The sequence below is a fragment of the Terribacillus sp. AE2B 122 genome (genome assembly GCF_902497585.1).
GTDB classification, from domain to species: domain Bacteria; phylum Bacillota; class Bacilli; order Bacillales; family Amphibacillaceae; genus Terribacillus; species Terribacillus saccharophilus_A.
The window spans coordinates 313,801-333,962 of record NZ_LR700942.1 but is presented as its reverse complement, the minus strand read 5'-3'; the positions used below and the strand labels follow the sequence as shown (position 1 = coordinate 333,962).

The following is a 20,162-nucleotide window of genomic DNA, read 5'->3' as shown; positions in this document are numbered from 1 at the left end:
CTGCCTATTAAGAAGCAACCGTAACAATAACTAGCATTGATTATAGCAATTGCGCCCTGTTTATTCAATGTTTTTAAGCGCTTTTGCCTCAGCCGAACAAAGCAACGGAAAGCTGTTCAATCGCTGTAATGATGACAGAGCAGATACCTGTGAATAGACTTCCAAGTCCGCTTGCCAGCTGCTGGACGATGGAGCTATCTGCTCCTTCATCCGAAACAGGTGCTGTATTTTCAAGCACCGGTTCACTTTTTACACCCTCAAATGAGGAAGATGCAGTCAACTGTCCTTCCTGCTGCTGCACAGCGGGCGGCTGCTCTGCCAGCTGCGCATCCTCTTTTTCCATCCCGATTAAAATACCGCCAAAGAACAATGTCAGCATCGTCAGAACAACCACTACATATTTCATTCCGCTTGTCCTCCTTGAACTTTTTCTGCTTCCCAGTAATAATCCGCAAATATCTCCGCAAACAATTCTGCTGTCCGTGTTGCTTCATCCAATGTATTCTCCACTCCCCCTATTTCCAGAAGAGCTGCTTTGTCAGAAACATCCTGATTATAAACGCCGTCGACCCCTGCACCTTTTTTCGTGATGACACCCCTACTTAAGCCGGGATAGTTCTCTTCAATCTTCTTGTGCAGATCCGATGCCAGCTTCAAGTTCTTTTCATATTCTTTATTCTCCGCACCGACGACGAATACGACCTTTGCATATGTTTTACCGTCGATCTCCTTGGTGGTGTCTTTCCGTTGCAAGCTATCCCGATGAATATCGAAAACAAAGGAAACATCTTTATTTTCAGCTACAGCAGCTTCAACTACTCCTCTTGAAGCATCATAGGATTGGTGATAAGCCATGCCATTTTCATTTAGAATAGCTCCTATATCTGTCTGGTCAGCTATCGTACCGATACCGAGCTCTTCCAGTCGTTTCGCCATCGCCTCACCAGCATCGGTGACATTAGCATTTTTGTTATAAGCATTGTCTTTCTGGTCTGCATCCAACGACGGCAAATAAGACTCCTGATTATGCGTGTAATAGATATAAACAACATCTTTATCACCCGTTGAAGGTGCAGGCTCCTCATCTTTTTGTTCTTGACTATCCTCAGGTGGATTCTGAGCTTCTTCTGGCGGTGTCTCTTCTTCCTTATCTTCTGTTGGCTCTTCCTCGATAACATGATCTGGCTGAGCCGACTCAATTGGCAGGTTCGTATAGTTTGTCCCTTCTCCCGCAATGACGATCTGGTTTTCATATAAAGAGAAGCCTGGAATCTCGGAACCGAGCAATGTGCGCGGGTCATCCGGTTTAATTGTTGTCAGCATTTGCATAAGAACGGCTGAAAGTTGGATTGAAGGAGCTTCTTCTGGTCTAACACTTTCGAAAATCTTGTTTTCGTTACCGAGTATATGCAGATAAATGCTGCTGTCTAGCTGCCTTGTCCATTCTGTAATCGCTTGAGAAGACAGCCGGTATGCCGGCCCAGCGGAAGTTAGCGCCGCTATACCAGTTAATAGAAAAAGGATGGAGCCGACAAGTATGAGTGTCCGCTTATATATGAAAAGTACGCCTGAACGCTTTCGCTTATAGCTGTTCTTCTTTTTTCCCAAGAAAGAAGCTCCTCTCTTTTTGAATCTAGTTGAACTCTACTAGAATCTATGAGAGAGAAGCTTGAAGTAGAACCTCTGAAAGAAATCAGCGTGTGTAATCCGAGAGATTTGCCGGATTAACCTTTTCATGAAGAGCGCCATTAATGCCAGCTGCAATGACATGAGCCATATCGGCAATAAACCCATCTACTTCCTTCGGTGTTACCATAAGGTTAGACCCAAGCGGCGTCAGCACTTCATGAATTAGCTGACGTTTCTCTTCTTCAGCAAGACCGCCAACCATTCCGAATATCGCCTGCCGCTGCTCCTCGTTCGGCAGATCTTCTTCTGTAAGTTCCTTTTTCCCAAATCGCATACCTGCAGGTACAAGTGCTTTAGAAGGCTTATCCTTCTCATTCCACTCTCTGCCGAAATGCTTGAAGAGGTAATCGATAGTATCACTCGTAATTGTCACCGCATCGACAACTGTAGGAACGCCAATACTGAAAACAGGAATACCAAGTGTTTCTTTGCTCAGCTCTTTCCGTTTATTGCCCACACCTGAGCCTGGATGGATGCCTGTGTCGGATAACTGGATTGTACTATTCACGCGACTGACCGAACGAGCAGCTAAAGCATCCACCGCTATCACAAAGTCTGGCTTCGTTTTTTCGATAATCCCATGGATAAGGGTGCTTGTTTCGATTCCAGTAGTACCCATTACGCCCGGCGATACTGCAGAAACCGGCCGGTAACCTTCTTCCACTGATTCAGGCTGCAGCTTGAATAAATGATTAGTGACCATGATTTTCTCAATCACTTCCGGTCCTAAAGCATCCGGTGTTACATTCCAGTTTCCCAGTCCGACTATCAAACCAGTCGCATCCGTAGGAATGTTGTTTTCAGCCAGCATTTGTTCCAGCTCCTTGGCAAGTACAAGCGCTGTCTCTTCTTCCTGTTTTGTATCCTGATTCTTTATTGCATCCGTATGAATCGTAATATAGATACCTGGTTTCTTCCCTATCTGCTTTGATCCTTCTTCGTTCACTTGTACATAATTAACGGTGATACCTTCTGTTTTTTTCTCTGTCACAGAGATACCTGCTGCCGTTCCCTGTTTCTGTTCACTCGATGTATATAGATCCTTTGCTTCAATAGCTAAATCCGTCCGTACTTGCAGCTGCTTAATCAAAACCATCCCTCCACTTTTCACAAATGTCAGCATTAGCATAAGCAGATTAACAGCAAATCATACGAAAAGTGACACCTTCAGCGAAAAGAATTGTTGAAAACATCGCTCCGCTTTGGTACAATGGCTTTTGTTGTAAGATGAAATGTGCCGGAGGTGAAACAAACATGGCAAATATTAAATCAGCGATTAAACGCGTTCGTGTAAACAACGATAGCCGTCTAAGAAACCAAGCTTTGAAAAGCGACTTGCGTACTGCAGTGAAACACGTGGAAACAGCTGTTTCCAACAACGATGCTGCAACTGCTAAAACAGCTCTTCTAACAGCTTCAAGCAAAATTGATAAAGCTGCACAAAGTGGTGTTATCCACCGCAACAAAGCTAACCGTCAGAAGTCTAACTTGACTAAAAAAGTTAACGCTATTGGCGCATAATATGCTTAGAAGAACGATTCCTTTAGAAGGAATCGTTTTTTAATAGAAAAAAGCCCGGCGGTTTATTAAATCATCCGGGCTTTTTTTCGTATTGTCACTATTTGCTGAAGTAAAAGTTCAAACGCTAGGTTCTTTTCCATACGTCCCTGCTTCAAATCTGCATCCGTTTCGGCAGCTAGAAATAGAATATGTTTCAATTCTTCTTCTGAGAAGTGCGCTTCCCGCTTTAAAGCAAGCTTAATCACAAATGGATGAACCTTTGTTACTTCTGCCATCTTCGCTTGATTATACCCTTTATGCTTCAGAAGCTTTACATGCAGAATTGTCCTGAACTGGGAAGCAAGCAGTGCTATCAAGGCAATCGGTTCTTCCTTCAATTTGATCAAATCATGGAAGATGTAAATCGCCTTCGCCAGGTCACCAGCCATTAGGCTGTCAACCAGCTTTAATCCAGAGCTTGTCTGCTGATGGGAAACAAGTGATTCCGCAATCTCCAAAGTTATTTTACTTCCTTCACCCGCATAGAGCGCAAGCTTCTCAATTTCTCCGCGCAGCATAGAAAGATCGGTTCCAGCCTCCTGGATGAGCAAATCCGCGACTTCATCCTCCAGCACAATTTGATGCTCCTTGCTTAACGTAACGATCCAATCTGATAAATCCCATTCTTTTACCGGCAGACAGGCGACAGCTTGTCCTGTCTTTTTAATGCTTTTAATGATTTTCTTGCGCTCATCCACCTTCTCATATGGAGCTAACAAAACGAGTGTCGTCCATGCTGCTGGATTTTCTACATACTGCTCCAAGCTTTCCAAACGATGGTCCACTGCGGACTTATCCGGCTTTGCTTTCAGAAAGAAAGGATGATAAGCAAGTATTAATTTTTGTTCACTGAAAAAAGGATATTCCTCTGCATCGGCAATGACTTCCTGGATTGGGGTTTCCTCCAAATCATAGACGGAAACATTTGTTCCATCGGAAAGGGCGAACTGTTTCTCTATTTTTTCCTTTATATCCTGCATGAAATAAGACTCCGTACCATATAGTAAGTATATAGGTGAAAAATCCTTTTTCTTGATTGCTTTTAAAGCGTCAGTATATGACATGTTCTCACTCCTACGTAATCCTACTGTTTATCGTATCGGCAAATAGGAATTAACGCAAGGTGAAACAGAGGAGAACAATTGAATGTTCCCCCCCAATCTATATGAACGCTCTTGTTAGCCAGCTCCGGAGGCTGTAACGCTAAGCGGTGTTTTCTTACCTCTAGGTTATCCTGATAGCACTCAGGTTATAGGTGACAACTCTTGCTAATCGAGGTAAGTAACTGTTGCCTTTGGTAAGTTCATTTGCCTCATTTATAACTACCGTATCTTATGGAAGGAACGGGCTAAATGTGCCTGTCTTTCCTGAGAAGGCATAGACGACCGCCCCATCCGTATCTGTACGCCAGATACGGATGTTTTGTTGTAACAAGCTATCCACCACCTCTGGAGACGGATGACCATATCGGTTGTTCCTTCCAGCAGAAACTAGCGCTGTCTCCGGCTTCAAATGCTGAAGAAATACTCGGTCAGTCGATGTATCGCTGCCATGATGTCCAACCTTCAACACATCTGCTCGTAAAGACGGATATCGCCGGATGATTTCCTTTTCTTCCTCTTTACCAATATCCCCGGTAAAAAGCCAGCTCTTCCCGCCTAGCATCGTATACATGACAAGCGAATTCTTGTTTGGATCCTTTTTATCGCGGAAAGGAGCCAGTAGCTGAATTTCCCAGCCTGGTAGACGGATCATCTCTCCAGCTTTCCAAGGAATTATCTTTGTATCCGAATTCCATAGGTTAGCCTTTGAACGGTCAAAATAGACCGATGTACGCACCCATTCCACATGCAACTCCTTTGTCAGCTTGCCGATACTCCCGATATGATCATGATCTGCATGCGTTGCAAAGATGCCATCCACTTTAACAATCCCTCGCTCATACAGATATGGTTTGATAACTTGTTCGAAATTCTTATCAGTTGGCTGAAAGTCCATTCCGATACTGCCAGCAGCATCAATTAAATAAACACCTCTTCGATAAGGCAATTCAATGACAAACGCATCTCCTTGCCCGATATCAAGCATAGTTACATATCCTGTACTGCTTGTATACGGCAACAATACTGCCGCAAGCGGAATTGAGGTGAGCAAAGCCCCATACCAAAGAGCCTTTCTTCGCCTTCCTTCTTCCCATGCAGAACAAAATAAAATAAGAACTAAAAAATATAGCAGGGAGATACCCATCGGAAGCTCCCCTGTCACCCAAGGATAAAAGGCTATACTATCTATCCATTCGATAATGCAAATCACTAATTCATTGATAAATCGAAAACTTTCTCCGAGGATAGCAGCAAATCGTGGCAAAGGATACAGCAGAATACTGATTAGTAATAAAAGCGGAATGGCAATAAAGGTATAAAATGGAATAGCAAAAAGGTTCATCAAAACAGACAATGGATTTAGGAAATAAAATTGGGAGACCTGCAGAGGAAGGATGACAAGCTGGCTTAATAGGCTTGTTTCCAGCAGTGCGCTGATAAAGGAACCAGTGTATAACCGGGCTGACAATAAAAGTGCCAAGCTGACTAGAAACGAAAATTGGAAACCAATATGGTACAGATAATGTGGATCGAGTACGAGTAGAAGTATGAAAACTATACTGATACTATCAATAATCGGCAGCTTAACCTTAAATCGCATAAGCAGCATAATGAGCATTACCATTAAAGCAGAACGCCATACCGAAGGCTCACCACCCGCAAATACAGGATAAACAGCCAGGAAGACAAATAAAAACCAATAGGTCTTTTCAATCGTGAGAATTTGTAGTTTTGTGAGGAGAAAGAAGAGGATCGCAGAAAATAATGCTATATGCATGCCGCTGATAGCAAGGATATGAGATAAGCTCCAGCGGTTGAACAGCTCCACCGTTTCCTCATCTAAATTGCTATCTTCCCCCGCTATCATCGCCTGTACCCACGCAGCGGTATGAGAATCAAGGATCTTATCAGTTTTATGCAAAAACGAAGTTCGCGCCTTTAGCAACTGACCGAGTTGTGATGTTCCAGTACAAGAGATATCCCCCAGATTCTGAAGTTCTAGCTCATAGAAGATACCTTGCTTTCGTAAATAGTGTTGAAAGTTAAATTGTCCTGGATTAGTGGCAGATTCAGGCTGTGCAAGACTGCCATTAATGACACATTGAGCTCCAGCAGATAAACCAGATACAGTTTCATGTTCTTCTTGTTTGAAATATGTCACCAGGATAGAGGCCGAACCAGAAGCATCTTTTGCAGTGAATTGAATTCGTTCTTTTGTTTCGGAGAGATCTGATATAGAGGAAGTAAGCTGAATCGGCTCATCGCGCGGCAGTTGGGGAGGCATCTCTTGTCCGAGGATACTGTTGGCGAAAAATAAAAGAGAAGCAATCGAAGACAGAAGCAGGAGCGGAAATTGGATACGTTTTGTGTAATATAACAGGCTCAGCCAAACAAGTATGACTAGCAGTACCGAAAAATGTAAGGAATGCGCCAGCATCCCGCCAAGGGCTGCCAGCGCAACAATATGCCATCTACCAATCATATTTGTTCTTTGTTTGGGAGTTGATAACGAGACGCAGCTTCTTCAGCGAGCTGTTGACTTTCTGTATCGTCCAACTGCTTGAGCTTGTCCACGACTTTTTCCATCAGACTGCGTGTCTCTTGTGGCTTCGTATCCACTACGACTGCATCAAGCTCCACCTGTTCTGTTGTGACACCAGCTTCAGCAAAGAGATCAACAGCATATGGATGATTTTTATAATCACTTGCATAATAAACCGTTCTGATGCCAGCTTGTATCAGAGCTTTACAGCATTGCAGACACGGAAAATGCGTCACGTAAATTTCAGCCCCTTCGGTCGGCACACCGAATTTCGCACATTGCAAAAGAGCATTCATTTCTGCGTGCACTGTTCGTACGCAATGACCATCGATTACATAACATCCTTCATCAACACAGTGCTTGCTGCCTGTGACACTGCCATTGTAACCGCCGGCGATAATACGTTTATCGCGGACAACAGTCGCACCGACCATCAGCCGCTGGCAGGTGCTGCGCAGCGCCAGTAAGTGGCTTTGCGCCATAAAATATTGATTCCATGCGATTCGTTCCATGACGCTTCGCCACCTTTCCTTTTCTAAAGTTAGTGTACAATCCCCCTTCTAATCCGTCAACCAGCTCTACAAGCTGATCTGCTCCTTCATATTCTCTAACGATTTCTCCCCAATGCCAGGTACTTCTGTAAGCTGCTCGATAGAAGTGAAAGGACCATTTTCCTCACGGAAGGTAATGATAGCCTGTGCCTTTGCTTCCCCAATGCCGTTCAGTTCTGTAAGTTCATTGCTGTCTGCTTGATTAATATTTATTTTCGCTGAAGAAGTACTCGAACCCGCTGTTTGAACAGGTACATCCTCTTCACCGATAGCCGCAACATAGATAACCTGTTCATCTGCCACTCGCTGAGCAAGATTAATACTTCGCTCCTCTGCATTCTCTGTTAGTCCGCCCGCTGCATCTAACGCCTCTTCCACTCTACTGTCTGGAGCAAGCTCGTATACACCGGGATTCTGTACCTCTCCTTTTATATCTACCATGACCAACGCATTAGCCGATACAGACTCATTTTCAGCTGGTGTTTCTGTGAGCAACTGCGTCTCAGAAGGAATTTCAGCTTCTTCCAGCTGCTGCACTGCAGCATCACCTTTAGGCTCCCTAATCCACATGACTAAAAAAACACATGCTACAGCAGCCAGTATGATAGCCCAGCTATATTGTTTAATTATTTGCACCTTGAACCTCCTTTCATATTTCATATCCTTTAAACATAAAATGGGTAACAGCGTAACTGGGAAACAAGCAGAAAATGAGCAGAGGAGGAGTTTAGAATGACGAAATGGGGAATAATCGGAGTTGGCAATATGGGAGGCATGCTACTGGAAACATGGGTAAACTCCGGATCGATCTCTCAAGAAGATATTATGATTTTGAACCGTTCTGCTGATAAAGCTGTACAATTGAAGAAAAAATTCCCTTCAATACATGTAGCAGATTCCACCAGCCGAATTGCGGATTACGCTGATATATTGTTTCTGTGTGTACGGCCGCCGCATTTGCCAGGCGTATGTCACGAGCTCCACTCTCTATTGCAGCCGGACCAAGTATTAGTCTCCATCACTAGTCCGTATTCAATCGAAGACCTCGAAGTACTTGTACCTTGTCAGGTTGCTCGGGCAATTCCAAGTATTACGAACAGAGCTGCAGCAGGCACGACTCTCCTGACATTCGGAACGAGCCTGTCAAATCGTAATAAAGCTGCACTTATCGATTTAGTTAGCAGCTATTCAAATCCGCTTTATATACCAGAGGATATAACGAGGGTAGCCTCAGATATCGTTTCCTGCGGACCAGCTTTCTTCAGCTACCTCGCGCAGCGCTTTATCGATGGTGCAGTGGCAGAAACAGCAATCAGTAAAGAACAAGCCACTCATTTAACTTCAGAGATGCTAATTGGACTCGGGACTTTGTTAGCAAATGGCCATTATACGTTGGATGAATTGATAAAAAAGGTTTGTGTAAAGGGCGGTATTACAGGAGAAGGTATTGCAGTGCTCGAAAAGGAAACAACTGAGATGTTTTCACAGGTGTTTCAAGCAACACACCGGAAGTTCGGGGAGGAAAAGGAAGCAATTCAAAAGGGATTGTACAACTAAAAATTCGACACATACTTAGCTTTTCCTGCATAAAAAAACCAGGTAGCAGATTATGCCTCCTGGTTTTTCACACATGCAAAGAACAGCCTATCTGCTTGTTCCAAGTGCTCCGTCCGTTCTATATCAAAATCACCGTATACTCCGCACACGCGAAAGCCTGCTTCTTCAAGCCAGGAGATATACGTATCAACTGAATATGTACGCTGATGATGATATTCATCAAAACGATCGTATTTATCCGAGTCTGTTTCTTTCGTAAAGAAAGTAAGGTCGTGAAATACTTCTCCCTTTTCCTCGCCGGCCTCACAGAACCATGTATAAGAAAGGTCGTCATGAATTTCAGCAAAAACCTCACCAGCCAAGTCCTCTTCAATATGCCGTATGCTATGGACATCGAACAGGAACACTCCACCAGGAGCAAGCATCTGCCATATCCGGGTGAAAGCTTGCTGCACATCATCTGGTGACGTAATATAGTTGATTACATCAAACATACTAATTGCAGCATCTGCTTTAATTGTCTCCAGCTTCCGCAGATCCTGTTGTACCCAGCGCACTTGCTGTTTTGTATCGCGGGAAGCAGCATAAGCAAGCATATTTTCAGATTGATCAATACCTGTCATATGATATCCTGCCTTTGCCAGCTGCCTGGTGACATATCCCGTTCCGCAACCCAAATCGGCAATCTCTTTGATCTCGATTTGAGCATGTTTATGAAAAATTCCCTGCATGAACTGCTGCCATGGCTCATAAGGCGCATCCTGCATCAAACGTTCATATACGGCGGCAAGCCGCTCGTATGCGGCCATCAGCTTTCTTGGGAGAATACCGGTTCCACTTGCGGCGCGTCTCCCCACAGGCGTTCTAAATTATAATATCTGCGTTCATCGATATGGAATACATGGCAAACAACATCTCCAAGATCGACAAGAACCCATCTTGACTGCTCCATTCCTTCCAGGCGCTTCACTTCTACACCAGCTTCTTCAGCTTTCTCTTTAATTCGTCTAGCGATAGCTTGCACTTGACGCTCACTCGTTCCATGACAAATCATGAAGTAATCAGCAATCAAGGAGACTTCCTTCATTTCCAATAGGACAACGTCTTCCCCTCTTACCGCATCTGCGGCATTTGCTGCTATTTGTGCTATATCAATAGTTTCCATTTATTTGTTACCTCCAGTAGAGTTTAATAAATCATTATAAGCATGGAAAGTGTCCGGGTATACTTTCCGGTTTAACGAAATGAGCATATTGATCGTATTCCGGGAAGCCATCCAGCACGCCTTATCCAAATTGTTCTCACTTACTTTTCGTACATCATCCACGCCGGGAAAAGCACGGCCTGGTTCAATATAATCTGCAAGAAATACGACTTTATCAAGTACAGACATACCAACACATCCAGTGGTGTGTACAGTGATTGCATGCAGTATCTCCGGGTCGCTAATGCCGACTTCACGTTTTACCATAAGCGCTCCTACTGGACCATGCCATAATTCATGGTGATAATCCAGCAAGTCTTTCGGCAGCCGTTCCGATTCGATCCAGCGTTTCATTTCCTCGAGTGGCCGATACTTCGCATAGTCATGAAAAATAGCAGCCAGCTCAGCTTTCTTTTCATCTGCACCATACTGTTTTGCCAGTCTGATGCTAGTATCCATTACACGGATAGTATGTTCATACCGAGGTTTCTTTAATTGTTTTTCAACGATCGCCAATGCCTTATCTCTCTGCATACAGCTTTTGCTCCTTTATAATATCGAACACTGCGCCTGAAATAAGATAGTGTACAGGAGCTCCCTGTTCAACGCGTTCCCGGATCATGCTCGAGGATATCTCAAGCTCCGGGATATCCACATAAGTGACAGGGTATGTTGTCTCCAGATCATATCCAGGCCGGCCGACACCTACGAATGTCAGCATTTCAATCAAATCATCAATACGATGCCATGTGTGCAGACTCTCCACCAGATCAGCACCAATGATGAAATGGAATGCAGTATTCGGATGCATTTCCTGCAACAGCTTTATTGTATCAAATGTATAGGATTTGCCTAAACGATCCACCTCAATCGGATTCATACGGAAAATAGGATTTTCCGCAATTGCCGCCTGCACCATCTCGAGACGAAGAACCGCATCTGTTTGAGACTTCTGTTTATGCGGTGCTTCATGGGCAGGAATGAACCAGACTTCATCCAATCCAAGTCTGTGCTGGACTTCCTGCGCAATAAACAAATGTCCGAGATGGGGCGGATCGAATGTCCCTCCCAATAATCCGACTTTTCTCATGTCTTACTCCTTTACGGCAGCTTGATCTGTTTATTATCTTCTGATTCTCGATAAAGGATGATCGTACTTCCGATGATTTGGACGACAGATGCACCTGTACCCTCTTCAATTGTTACAGCAACATCCTCTTTCTCATCCAAACAATTCTGAAGCAAACTCACTTTGATTAGTTCCCGTTTTTCCAATGCTTCGCCAATCTGTACGAGCATGTTATCGTTCACACCGATTTTTCCTACCTGGAAAATTGGTTTCAAATGATGCGCTTGAGCGCGAAGATATCTTTTTTGTTTACCTGTTAACATATTATGCCTCCGTTAATCTTTGTTCCAGCTGATTCAATAATTCACCGATCACGACTTGTTCGCCTGACCAGATTTCAAATGCGTACTGTGCTTGATATAAAAGCATGCTATGGCCATGATGAATGGTAGCTCCTTGCTGCTTGGCAGACCTTAGCAGCATCGTTTCAATCGGTTTATAGACGATATCGCTAACCACTGCATTAGATTTTAAATTGGCTAACGGGATGATTTGCTCACAATCACACGGACTCATCCCAACACTTGACGTGTGTATGATGATATCATAGCTATCCAATTTCTGTTGCGCTTCCTCATATGACAAAATCTCCGTAATCGTTTCTGGTTCCTGTATCTGCAGCAGCTGTTCTGCTTTAGAAACTGTACGATTGGCGATATCAACATAGCGGAAACCATTTGCAACCAGCGCACGATATATTCCGCGAGCTGCTCCTCCTGCGCCAAGCATGAGCACATGCAAGGATTCTTGCGAGGGAATCACCTGTTCCAATGCACGCACATAGCCAGATCCATCCGTATTATACCCGATCCATTTGCCGTTCTTTCGTACTGCGGTATTCACAGCTCCGATTTTCGATGCGTCTGGATCGAGCTCATCAAGAAATGGGATGATGCGCTGTTTATATGGAACCGTAATATTGAAGCCATCAATCCCGCTTTGCAGTAATGCTGTAATTTTTTCATCAAAAACATCTGGTTCGATAGGATATAGCTTGTACTCCCCTTCGACTCCAGACTGTTCCATGAATTGTGTGTGTATCCATGGTGATAAAGAGTGCTCCACTGGATGGCCGATCAGGCCTAACTTCAATATTTTCATCTTCTCGCTCCCCCTTAGATTAATGATCTGCGGATAGTTGCCGGCACTCCTTCTGGTGTATGGACTGTAACCGAAGCAGGCTCACCTGACAGCGTTATCCAACCTAATCCTGGAATGACAATATCCGTTTTTTGATCTTTTATCCTGAATGCTGCCTTCTTTAAAGGTGGAAAGTGCTCAAGCTGCTCCTGATATGGCGGTGTAAGTAATTCTCCTTTTTGGCGGTCGTACAGCGAATCCGCATTCTCAAGCTTCGTACGATGGATATCGAGCGCGTTGGAGAAATAGCAGACAAATGACTGGCGTTCCCCTTTTTCGAAATCGATACGCGCTAAACCACCGATGAACAACGTTTGCTTATCGTTCAATTGGAAGATGCGTGCTTTAATTTCTTTATTCGGAGTGATGGTTTTCAAGTCCTTATCCGTCACATAATGGGCAATCTGCTGGCGGTTGACAATCCCCGGTGTATCATAAAGGGAGCTTGTATCATCAAGCGGAATATCAATGAATCCAAGCGTCGTACCAGGAAAATAAGAAGTAGTGATAGCATCGTTTATACCTGTTGAATGCTTGATCAAGGCGTTAATGAATGTTGATTTGCCGACGTTTGTACTGCCGACAACGTATACATCCTGTCCATCACGCAATTCTTGAATGCTATCTTCAAGCTCCGACATTCCGATTCCCCGTTTTGCAGAAATCAAATGTACATCCGCCACTTGAATACCATATTCTTTAGCCGCTCCGCGCAGCCACTGTTTAACACGTTCGTGGTTCGTCGATTTTGGAAGCAAGTCCACTTTGTTCCCAACAAGAATAATCGGTTTGTCTCCGACAAGCCGTTTGATGCTGGAAATGAAACTGCCGTTAAAATCAAATATATCCACGAGCTTGATGACAATACCATCTTTGTTATTGATTTCACTAATCAACGTAAAGAAGTCATCGTCAGTCACTGCAACATCCTGGACCTCATTGTAATGCTTGAGCCGGAAGCAGCGCTTACAGATGACCTCATCGCTTTTCCCTAATGCTGATGCAGGGATATAGCCCGGCAAGGATGCGTCCTCTGTTTGAATCGGCGCTCCGCAGCCTTGGCAAATCAATTCTTCCACATTCATTCCTCCCATGTAATCTTTCCTTTTCTTCTGAAATAGTTGAGTATCCGTCGTTCGATCATCCGATTGATTCTGGTGATTTTTCCGTCTGTTTTAACGATTGGCACCACAACGATCGTATAGAAACCGGCCAGATTGCCCCCTAATACATCTGTAAGGAGCTGATCACCAATCATAACAATCTGATCCTTCTGAAGGTTCATCTGCTTGACAGCCTGCTTGAAGGCACGTCCCAGCGGCTTTCTTGCGCTATAGACGAAAGGAATCTCTAAAGGTTCAGAAAACAGTTTCACTCGTTGCTCATTATTATTAGATATAATCGTAATTTTAATATCATGTGCGCGCATTTCCTTGAACCAATTGGTCACTTCCGGCGTAGCATCTGCAACATCCCATGCAACCAGGGTATTATCCAGATCCGTAATGATACCTTTGATTCCTTGCGCTTTCAATTTCTCTGGCTTTATATCAAAAATGCTTTTCACATGCTCGTTCGGCAAGAACTTCTTTAGCATTGTGGATTTCCTCCGATCTCGTACACTTCAACAGTTACTTACCCATCATAAGACATTTTTGCTACGGTTTCAAAAAAATCTTTCATTGTTCTTCTTTTTTTCGACTATCTTTTATGCATTAGACGTGAAATCAGAAGCAAAACCTTTCGACAAATCTCTACATACTTTTTTCTGTGGATAACTATGTCCACATTATTAACCGCAACATGAAACAATTTTGCACATTTATAAACACTTTATCTACAGGTTATGAACAGTTTTCTGTAGATAACTCTCGTCTTGTCCCTCTATTTTTTTCGTGATACATTATTAATAACTTATCAACTCCCCAACCCACGCATAGAAGATCTGCAAGATAGTAAGATAACTCCAATCAGGAGGAATGCAAGATGGAACATCTGTCTGATGAATTGCTGATCGAATCTTACCACAAGGCGAACGAACTCCACTTGAGTCAAGAGTTTATTCATCTAATAGAGAAAGAAATCCAGTCACGGGGCTTATCGCATAAGATCCGTTATACCAGCTAAACATCGTCTCCCTCAGTCTTGCCGCTCCGGCAAGGCTTTTTTTCTTAAAGTAAACTATGTTTGTTGCAGTGTATGGTTATATTACTTTACAATTGGGTATAGGAATTTTTAGTGATTGCATAAAATAGTAGAAACTATTTAAACCTTATATTAAAGAGGAGGACTGCCATAATATGATCGTTGCCATTCTGATGCCATTTTTAATCGCAATGTGCATCCCATTCATCGCCAAATTCAAATACAGAATACATACCGGATATGCGGTGTTTGCTACATCGCTCTCCATCTTTCTATATTTTCTCGTTCTGCTGATTAGCGGGGAAACCGAAACACTATATCGTTACAGTTGGATACCGTCACTTGGATTGGATTTAACATTCTATACTGATGGATTGGCACTTTTCTTTGCCTTGCTAATTAGCGGAATCGGCGCTCTTGTAGCATTTTATTCCATCTTTTATCTTAATCTTGAGGAACGGCTAGGCTCCTTCTATGTTTATTTGCTGTTGTTCATGGGAGCTATGCTCGGTATTGTCACTTCTGATAATATTTATGCCCTTTACACCTTCTGGGAGCTCACTTCTGTATCTTCTTTCCTTTTGATCAGTTTCTGGTTCACTAGAAAAGCTTCCACAGACGGCGCTCTCAAATCAATGCTAATCACTTTTCTTGGTGGTTTCTCGTTACTCGGTGGATTGGTGCTTCTCCACCTGGTAACCGGTTCTACGAGCATTCGGGAAATACTAACACAAGGTGACCTTATACTAGCAAGTGATTGGTTCCCGCTGATTGTCGTGCTGTTACTACTAGCAGCCTGTACGAAATCTGCTCAGTTCCCTTTCCACATCTGGCTGCCAGACGCAATGGAAGCTCCGACACCAGTAAGTGCATACTTGCATTCCGCTACAATGGTTAAAGCCGGCCTTTTCCTGCTGCTCCGCTTCACACCTGTATTTAAAGAAAGCGAAGCATTTTTCATTGCTGTATCTATAATCGGTCTGGTCACTTTGTTCTGGGGATCTTATATGGCAGTAAGGCAGACAGATCTCAAGGGCATATTAGCTTACTCCACGATCAGTCAGCTTGGTATGATTATGGCCATGATTGGTTACGGAACCGAAGCTGCTATCTTCGCTGCTATGTTCCATATTCTTAACCACGCAACATTCAAAGGAAGTTTGTTCATGGCGGTGGGCATCATCGACCACGAAACAGGAACTCGCAATATCCGAAAGCTCGGCGGACTTTGGAAGCTCATGCCGGTCACTGGCATAATCAGCATACTTGCATCTTTCTCTATGGCGGGTGTGCCGCTACCAATTTTGAACGGATTTTATAGTAAAGAGGAATTCTTCTCAAGCTCCTGGGATTTGTCAGCCGATCGTGCATTCGGATCAGATTTTGCAGCTTTACTAGCCAATATCGTACCGTATGCAGCAGTTGCTGGCAGCATCTTCACATTTGTGTACAGCATGTACTTTTACTTCCGTACATTTACAGGGAAAGCAGAGAAAACTACTGCTGAAAAAGCCCATGATCCAAAATTCGGGATGTTAGCAGCACCTGTCCTGCTCGTGTCAGGAGTCTTATTAATCAGTATCTTCCCTAACTGGTTCAGCCGCCATTTGCTTCAGCCGGCAGCAAATGCTGTTTATGGGGACGCAATGAAAGAGCATACCATCCATTTCTGGCATGGTTTCGTACCAGCATTGATTATGTCTCTGATCGTCGTAGTTTTAGGTGTTTTATTTTATATCACTCGAAAATATTGGATAGGGCTATACAACGTATTGCCTGGAAAGCTATCTGGAAATATTGTTTATGCTTCGCTTCTATCAGCTAGTGAAAATCAGACTAAGAGACTCAATGACCGTATCGTCAGTGGCTCTATCCGGCAGTACAATGCAATCATCATTAGTGTTATCTCGATTGTGACCTTGCTGATCTTATTCGGGACAAACTCTTTCGATTTGAGGAACATTGATACTTCACCAGTCTCACTCCCTCAAAGCCTTCCGGAGCTTGCCGTAGCACTGATCATGATCGCTGCAGCATTCGGAAGCACAGTATCACAGAAGAAGCTTACAGCAGTCATCATTTTGGGCGTTGTTGGGTATGGGCTATCCATTTTGTTTGTCCTGTTCCGCGCACCCGATCTGGCTTTGACGCAGCTTAGTATCGAGACAATCACCGTCGTCCTGTTCCTGCTATGCTTCCGACATCTGCCGGAAATAAAAAGAGAAAGGAAAGAGAAACTTTCCAAAAAAATAACCAATATCATCATCGCCTCTCTTTGCGGTCTAATGATGATGCTGGTCGGCTTAGCTGCTTACAGTCAGCGTCTATTCCCTTCCATCTCAGATTACTTTGTCAAGTATTCCTACAAACTGGGAGGCGGAGATAATATCGTCAATGTCATCCTTGTCGACTTCCGGGGTCTGGATACATTATTTGAAATCACTGTATTAGCAATTGCTGCTCTTGGAATTTATTCTCTTATCAAACTGCGCCAAAAAGGGGGGGATCGCTAATGGAAATCATCATGATCGTACTAGCAGGTATCCTCTTCGGGTTTGCCGTTTATAATATTTTGCAAAAACAACTACTGCGAATTATCATTGGCACAGCTCTTTTGTCACACGCAGCACATTTGTTCATCTTGACGATGGGGAAATTAAAACGCGGCTCTTCTCCCGTTCTAACAGAAGGCACAGAGAATTATAGTGATCCGCTGCCCCAAGCACTGATCCTGACATCCATCGTTATCAGCTTTGGTGTCACCAGTTTGCTTCTTGTGCTGGCTTATCGGGCAGTCAAAACGAACGGCACAGATAATATGGAAGAATTAAGAGGTAATGATCATGACTAATTTTGCTATTTTACCAATACTGATTCCATTCATAGCTGGTATATTACTGGCTTTCACCCATAACCGGATCTTGCTTACGAGACGGTTGGCAATGCTGTTTGCCATTGTCCATTTGATGACAATGGCATTCCTTCTATACAAAGTCCTTGTTGACGGCAGCATAGTATTGGAGGCTGGAGATTGGAGCGCTCCGTACGGTATCATCCTTGTACTGGATCCTTTGAGTACTTTACTTGTTTTAACTTCTTCTATCATTCTTCTGGCTGTCGTCTGGTACGCACCAGCATCAGTTTCAGAAGAACAGGAAGGCTTCTATTTTTATACATTCGTATTTTTACTTGTAACTGGTGTATCGGGTGCTTTTATAACAGGAGATTTGTTCAACCTGTTCGTATTCTTCGAAGTACTGCTGATGGCATCCTATGCCTTGATCACTCATGGTGGAAAGAAAGTGCAGCTGCGTGAATCAATTAAGTATGTATTGATCAATCTGTTTTCTTCCATGTTATTCGTAACTGCTGTCTCCTACATATATGCTGTACTAGGAACAGTTAATATGGCACAGCTGGCAGAACGGGCAGCAGCCACGGATCAGACAGGCATTATCACGACAGTCGCCATACTGCTATTCTTTGTCTTTGCGACCAAGGGTGCCGCATTTCCGCTTTATTACTGGATGCCGCACTCCTACATCGTACCGAATCCAGTTGTTTCTGCTTTATTCGGCGCACTTTTGACTAAGGTAGGTGTATATTCTCTCATTCGAACATTTACACTTATCTTCCATCAGCAGCCTGAAATTATGAATCAGTTGTTCATCTGGGTCGGTAATCTTACCATGCTATTCGGTGTAATTGGCGCCTTGGCATCCCGTAATATAAAATTAATAGTCGCTTATAATATCATACCTGCTATCGGTTTCATGCTGGTTGGAATCGGGATTTTCAATCATGATGGACTTAGCGGAAGCATCTATTATCTGCTCCAGGATATGATCGTAAAGGCAGCGCTCTTCCTGCTGGCTGGCACTATTGCAGCTGTCGCCGGCACGTCGGATATCAATAAAATGGGCGGCATGATACGCTCACACCCTGTCCTTGGCTGGATGTTCTTCATAGCCGGTCTTGTGCTTGCAGGTGTGCCGCCGTTCAGCGGTTTTATCGGAAAGCTGCTCCTAGTGCGAGGTGCTTTTGAAAAAGGTGAAACAACTACAGTCATCATTATGCTGCTAACGAGTTTACTCATATTGCTTTCCATCGTGAGAGCTTTTATCCGCATCTTCTGGGGAGAAGGAGAAGCAATAAAACAACAAACACGTCACAGTGCACGCAGTCTTTTACCAGCTGGACTCCTGATGCTGTTCACTGTATTTCTCGGGATCGGTGCAGAAGCAATCCTGCCGACTGTTCAGCAGATTTCCGACTATCTTCTTAATCCGCAGGAATATATCGATCTTGTATTGAAAGGGGGACGTTAGATGGCTTTTCAAGTTTGTATAAACGTATTGATTGCCTTTATGTGGATGTTCCTCGGAGAATCATATACCATTTCCGGCTTCGTAACCGGTTATATTGTCGGTATCGTCTTATTATTCCTGCTGCGCAGATTCCTGAAAGGTCCGTTCTACTTACGTAGAGTTTACAAGATTCTGGTTTTGGCGTTGATATTTATCAAAGAGCTATTACTTTCTAATTTAGAAATCACAAAGCTTGTCTATGCAAGGCGGCTGGATATCAATCCTGGCATTTTCACACTGGAAACAGAATTGGAATCAGATTGGGAAATCACATTATTAGCAAGCTTGATTACACTGACACCTGGAACTGTCACCATTGCTGTTTCCCCCGATAAGAAGGAGCTCTATATTCACGCCATGGATATCGTAGACATGAAAGAAGCAGTTCACTCTATCAAAGATAGCTTTGAGAAACACATTATGGAGGTGACAAGATGAGTGCTTTGCAAGATAATTTTGCTGCGATTGTCCAGATTGTCTCCATCATTTGCCTGATTGTACTGAGTGTCTCCATTCTCTTATTGATCATCCGTGTAATGAAAGGACCGACTAATGCTGACCGAGCAGTTGCTTTGGATGCCATAGGTGTGAATATAATGGCATTTGCTGCCCTGCTTGCCATCATCCTGATTACACCGAATTTCAATGATATCGTACTGTTGATCGGTATCCTGTTATTTATCGGAACAGTAGCAATCGCAATCTATTTGGAAAAGGGTGATTTAATTGATACAGAACGCGATTGAAATCATCCTGGATATACTTGTAATCATATTCTTGGCAGGAGGTGCATTCATCATGTTCACTGCATCTGTTGGCGTCCTGCGGTTTCCGGATATCTATACAAGGCTTCACGCAGCAAGTAAAGGCTCAACGCTTGGTGTCGCCGGGATCCTCATCGGTGCTTTTATCTTCCATTACACACAATATGGAATCATAAGCGGAAAACTAATCCTTGGTGTTCTGTTCATCTTTCTTACTGCCCCTGTTGCCAGTCATCTAATATCCAGAGCGGCTCACCTTCGGGGTGCAAAGCCATATGGAACATTGAAGGATCAATACCAAGAAGCGATTGATAAAGAAAAGCGAAGACAAAAACAACAACAAAAATCAAAGTGAATGCCATCTGGCATTCACTTTTTCTTTTTCTGCTGGACAGACACGTTCAGAGTCTC

The 20,162-nt window shown here is 43.6% G+C and carries 24 protein-coding genes; 9 read left to right on the top strand and 15 right to left on the bottom strand.

Annotated features, from left to right (window positions below; genetic code table 11):
• Nucleotides 1-88 precede the first annotated feature (88 nt).
• From AE2B122_RS01710 to gpr, 3 genes are all read right to left on the bottom strand, one after another.
• Nucleotides 89-406: a hypothetical protein gene (locus AE2B122_RS01710; RefSeq protein WP_095218145.1), complete on the bottom strand. Its 318-nt coding sequence runs from the start codon at nt 404-406 to the stop codon at nt 89-91.
• On the bottom strand, nt 403-1,608 hold the full coding sequence (spoIIP, locus tag AE2B122_RS01705; protein ID WP_175072938.1) for a stage II sporulation protein P: 1,206 nt from the start codon (nt 1,606-1,608) through the stop codon (nt 403-405). The genes AE2B122_RS01710 and spoIIP overlap by 4 nt, the downstream gene beginning before the upstream one ends.
• Nucleotides 1,609-1,693: 85 nt before the next feature.
• Entirely contained in the window at nt 1,694-2,785 is a 1,092-nt protein-coding gene (gpr, locus tag AE2B122_RS01700; RefSeq protein ID WP_095218147.1) for a GPR endopeptidase, read from the bottom strand.
• Between the two features lie 158 nt (nt 2,786-2,943).
• On the opposite strand from gpr, the gene rpsT reads away from it, so the two are divergent.
• Nucleotides 2,944-3,210, top strand: a complete 267-nt coding sequence (rpsT, locus tag AE2B122_RS01695; protein ID WP_095218148.1) for a 30S ribosomal protein S20 — start codon at nt 2,944-2,946, stop codon at nt 3,208-3,210.
• A gap of 65 nt (nt 3,211-3,275) precedes the next feature.
• On the opposite strand, the gene holA is transcribed toward rpsT, so the two are convergent.
• The 4 genes from holA to AE2B122_RS01675 all read right to left on the bottom strand — a co-directional run bounded on the left by holA (nt 3,276) and on the right by AE2B122_RS01675 (nt 8,081).
• Nucleotides 3,276-4,313 carry a DNA polymerase III subunit delta gene (holA, locus tag AE2B122_RS01690; protein WP_095218149.1) on the bottom strand — a complete coding sequence of 346 codons (1,038 nt, stop codon included), beginning with the start codon at nt 4,311-4,313 and terminating at the stop codon, nt 3,276-3,278.
• 268 nt (nt 4,314-4,581) lie between these two features.
• Nucleotides 4,582-6,834 (bottom strand): DNA internalization-related competence protein ComEC/Rec2, encoded by a 2,253-nt coding sequence (locus AE2B122_RS01685; RefSeq protein WP_175072937.1) that lies wholly within the window; start codon nt 6,832-6,834, stop codon nt 4,582-4,584.
• Nucleotides 6,831-7,406, bottom strand: coding sequence for a ComE operon protein 2 (locus tag AE2B122_RS01680; RefSeq protein WP_095218151.1), 576 nt, complete (start codon nt 7,404-7,406; stop codon nt 6,831-6,833). The genes AE2B122_RS01685 and AE2B122_RS01680 overlap by 4 nt, the downstream gene beginning before the upstream one ends.
• Nucleotides 7,407-7,472: 66 nt before the next feature.
• Nucleotides 7,473-8,081, bottom strand: coding sequence for a ComEA family DNA-binding protein (locus AE2B122_RS01675; RefSeq protein ID WP_175072936.1), 609 nt, complete (start codon nt 8,079-8,081; stop codon nt 7,473-7,475).
• 96 nt (nt 8,082-8,177) lie between these two features.
• On the opposite strand from AE2B122_RS01675, the gene comER reads away from it, so the two are divergent.
• On the top strand, nt 8,178-9,002 hold the full coding sequence (gene comER, locus AE2B122_RS01670) for a late competence protein ComER (protein ID WP_095218153.1): 825 nt from the start codon (nt 8,178-8,180) through the stop codon (nt 9,000-9,002).
• A gap of 50 nt (nt 9,003-9,052) precedes the next feature.
• Here comER and AE2B122_RS01665 read toward each other — a convergent pair whose 3' ends face one another.
• Genes AE2B122_RS01665 through AE2B122_RS01630 form a run of 8 tightly spaced genes read right to left on the bottom strand, consistent with a single transcriptional unit; the run spans nt 9,053 to nt 14,072 of the window.
• The gene (locus tag AE2B122_RS01665; RefSeq protein WP_175072935.1) at nt 9,053-9,811 is read right to left on the bottom strand and encodes a class I SAM-dependent methyltransferase; all 759 of its coding nucleotides are present in this window, start codon (nt 9,809-9,811) and stop codon (nt 9,053-9,055) included.
• Nucleotides 9,811-10,167, bottom strand: a complete 357-nt coding sequence (gene rsfS / locus AE2B122_RS01660; protein ID WP_175072934.1) for a ribosome silencing factor — start codon at nt 10,165-10,167, stop codon at nt 9,811-9,813. The genes AE2B122_RS01665 and rsfS overlap by 1 nt, the downstream gene beginning before the upstream one ends.
• Complete coding sequence (gene yqeK / locus AE2B122_RS01655) at nt 10,168-10,740, bottom strand: bis(5'-nucleosyl)-tetraphosphatase (symmetrical) YqeK (protein ID WP_175072933.1); 573 nt, start codon at nt 10,738-10,740, stop codon at nt 10,168-10,170.
• Nucleotides 10,727-11,296: a nicotinate-nucleotide adenylyltransferase gene (locus AE2B122_RS01650; RefSeq protein ID WP_175072932.1), complete on the bottom strand. Its 570-nt coding sequence runs from the start codon at nt 11,294-11,296 to the stop codon at nt 10,727-10,729. Before AE2B122_RS01650 ends, yqeK begins: the two co-directional genes overlap by 14 nt.
• A gap of 11 nt (nt 11,297-11,307) precedes the next feature.
• Nucleotides 11,308-11,598, bottom strand: coding sequence for a ribosome assembly RNA-binding protein YhbY (yhbY, locus tag AE2B122_RS01645; RefSeq protein WP_095218158.1), 291 nt, complete (start codon nt 11,596-11,598; stop codon nt 11,308-11,310).
• Nucleotide 11,599: 1 nt separating this feature from the next.
• The gene (aroE, locus tag AE2B122_RS01640) at nt 11,600-12,436 is read right to left on the bottom strand and encodes a shikimate dehydrogenase (RefSeq protein ID WP_095268677.1); all 837 of its coding nucleotides are present in this window, start codon (nt 12,434-12,436) and stop codon (nt 11,600-11,602) included.
• Between the two features lie 14 nt (nt 12,437-12,450).
• On the bottom strand, nt 12,451-13,554 hold the full coding sequence (gene yqeH / locus AE2B122_RS01635) for a ribosome biogenesis GTPase YqeH (protein WP_095268704.1): 1,104 nt from the start codon (nt 13,552-13,554) through the stop codon (nt 12,451-12,453).
• A 2-nt stretch (nt 13,555-13,556) separates the two neighbouring features.
• Nucleotides 13,557-14,072 carry a YqeG family HAD IIIA-type phosphatase gene (locus AE2B122_RS01630; RefSeq protein WP_038561502.1) on the bottom strand — a complete coding sequence of 172 codons (516 nt, stop codon included), beginning with the start codon at nt 14,070-14,072 and terminating at the stop codon, nt 13,557-13,559.
• Nucleotides 14,073-14,461: 389 nt separating this feature from the next.
• Between AE2B122_RS01630 and AE2B122_RS01625 the strand changes: the two genes are divergently transcribed.
• The 7 genes from AE2B122_RS01625 to mnhG all read left to right on the top strand — a co-directional run bounded on the left by AE2B122_RS01625 (nt 14,462) and on the right by mnhG (nt 20,106).
• Entirely contained in the window at nt 14,462-14,602 is a 141-nt protein-coding gene (locus tag AE2B122_RS01625; RefSeq protein ID WP_038561505.1) for a sporulation histidine kinase inhibitor Sda, read from the top strand.
• Nucleotides 14,603-14,775: 173 nt separating this feature from the next.
• Nucleotides 14,776-17,133, top strand: a complete 2,358-nt coding sequence (gene mbhE, locus AE2B122_RS01620) for a hydrogen gas-evolving membrane-bound hydrogenase subunit E (RefSeq protein ID WP_175072931.1) — start codon at nt 14,776-14,778, stop codon at nt 17,131-17,133.
• Complete coding sequence (locus tag AE2B122_RS01615) at nt 17,133-17,471, top strand: Na(+)/H(+) antiporter subunit C (RefSeq protein ID WP_175072930.1); 339 nt, start codon at nt 17,133-17,135, stop codon at nt 17,469-17,471. Before mbhE ends, AE2B122_RS01615 begins: the two co-directional genes overlap by 1 nt.
• Nucleotides 17,464-18,948 carry a Na+/H+ antiporter subunit D gene (locus AE2B122_RS01610; protein ID WP_175072929.1) on the top strand — a complete coding sequence of 495 codons (1,485 nt, stop codon included), beginning with the start codon at nt 17,464-17,466 and terminating at the stop codon, nt 18,946-18,948. Before AE2B122_RS01615 ends, AE2B122_RS01610 begins: the two co-directional genes overlap by 8 nt.
• Entirely contained in the window at nt 18,949-19,425 is a 477-nt protein-coding gene (locus AE2B122_RS01605) for a Na+/H+ antiporter subunit E (protein ID WP_095218163.1), read from the top strand.
• Nucleotides 19,422-19,733, top strand: a complete 312-nt coding sequence (locus tag AE2B122_RS01600; protein WP_095218164.1) for a Na(+)/H(+) antiporter subunit F1 — start codon at nt 19,422-19,424, stop codon at nt 19,731-19,733. The genes AE2B122_RS01605 and AE2B122_RS01600 overlap by 4 nt, the downstream gene beginning before the upstream one ends.
• A complete protein-coding gene (mnhG, locus tag AE2B122_RS01595) occupies nt 19,714-20,106 on the top strand; it encodes a monovalent cation/H(+) antiporter subunit G (protein WP_245840312.1) in 393 nt (130 codons plus the stop codon). Before AE2B122_RS01600 ends, mnhG begins: the two co-directional genes overlap by 20 nt.
• Nucleotides 20,107-20,162: the final 56 nt, after the last annotated feature.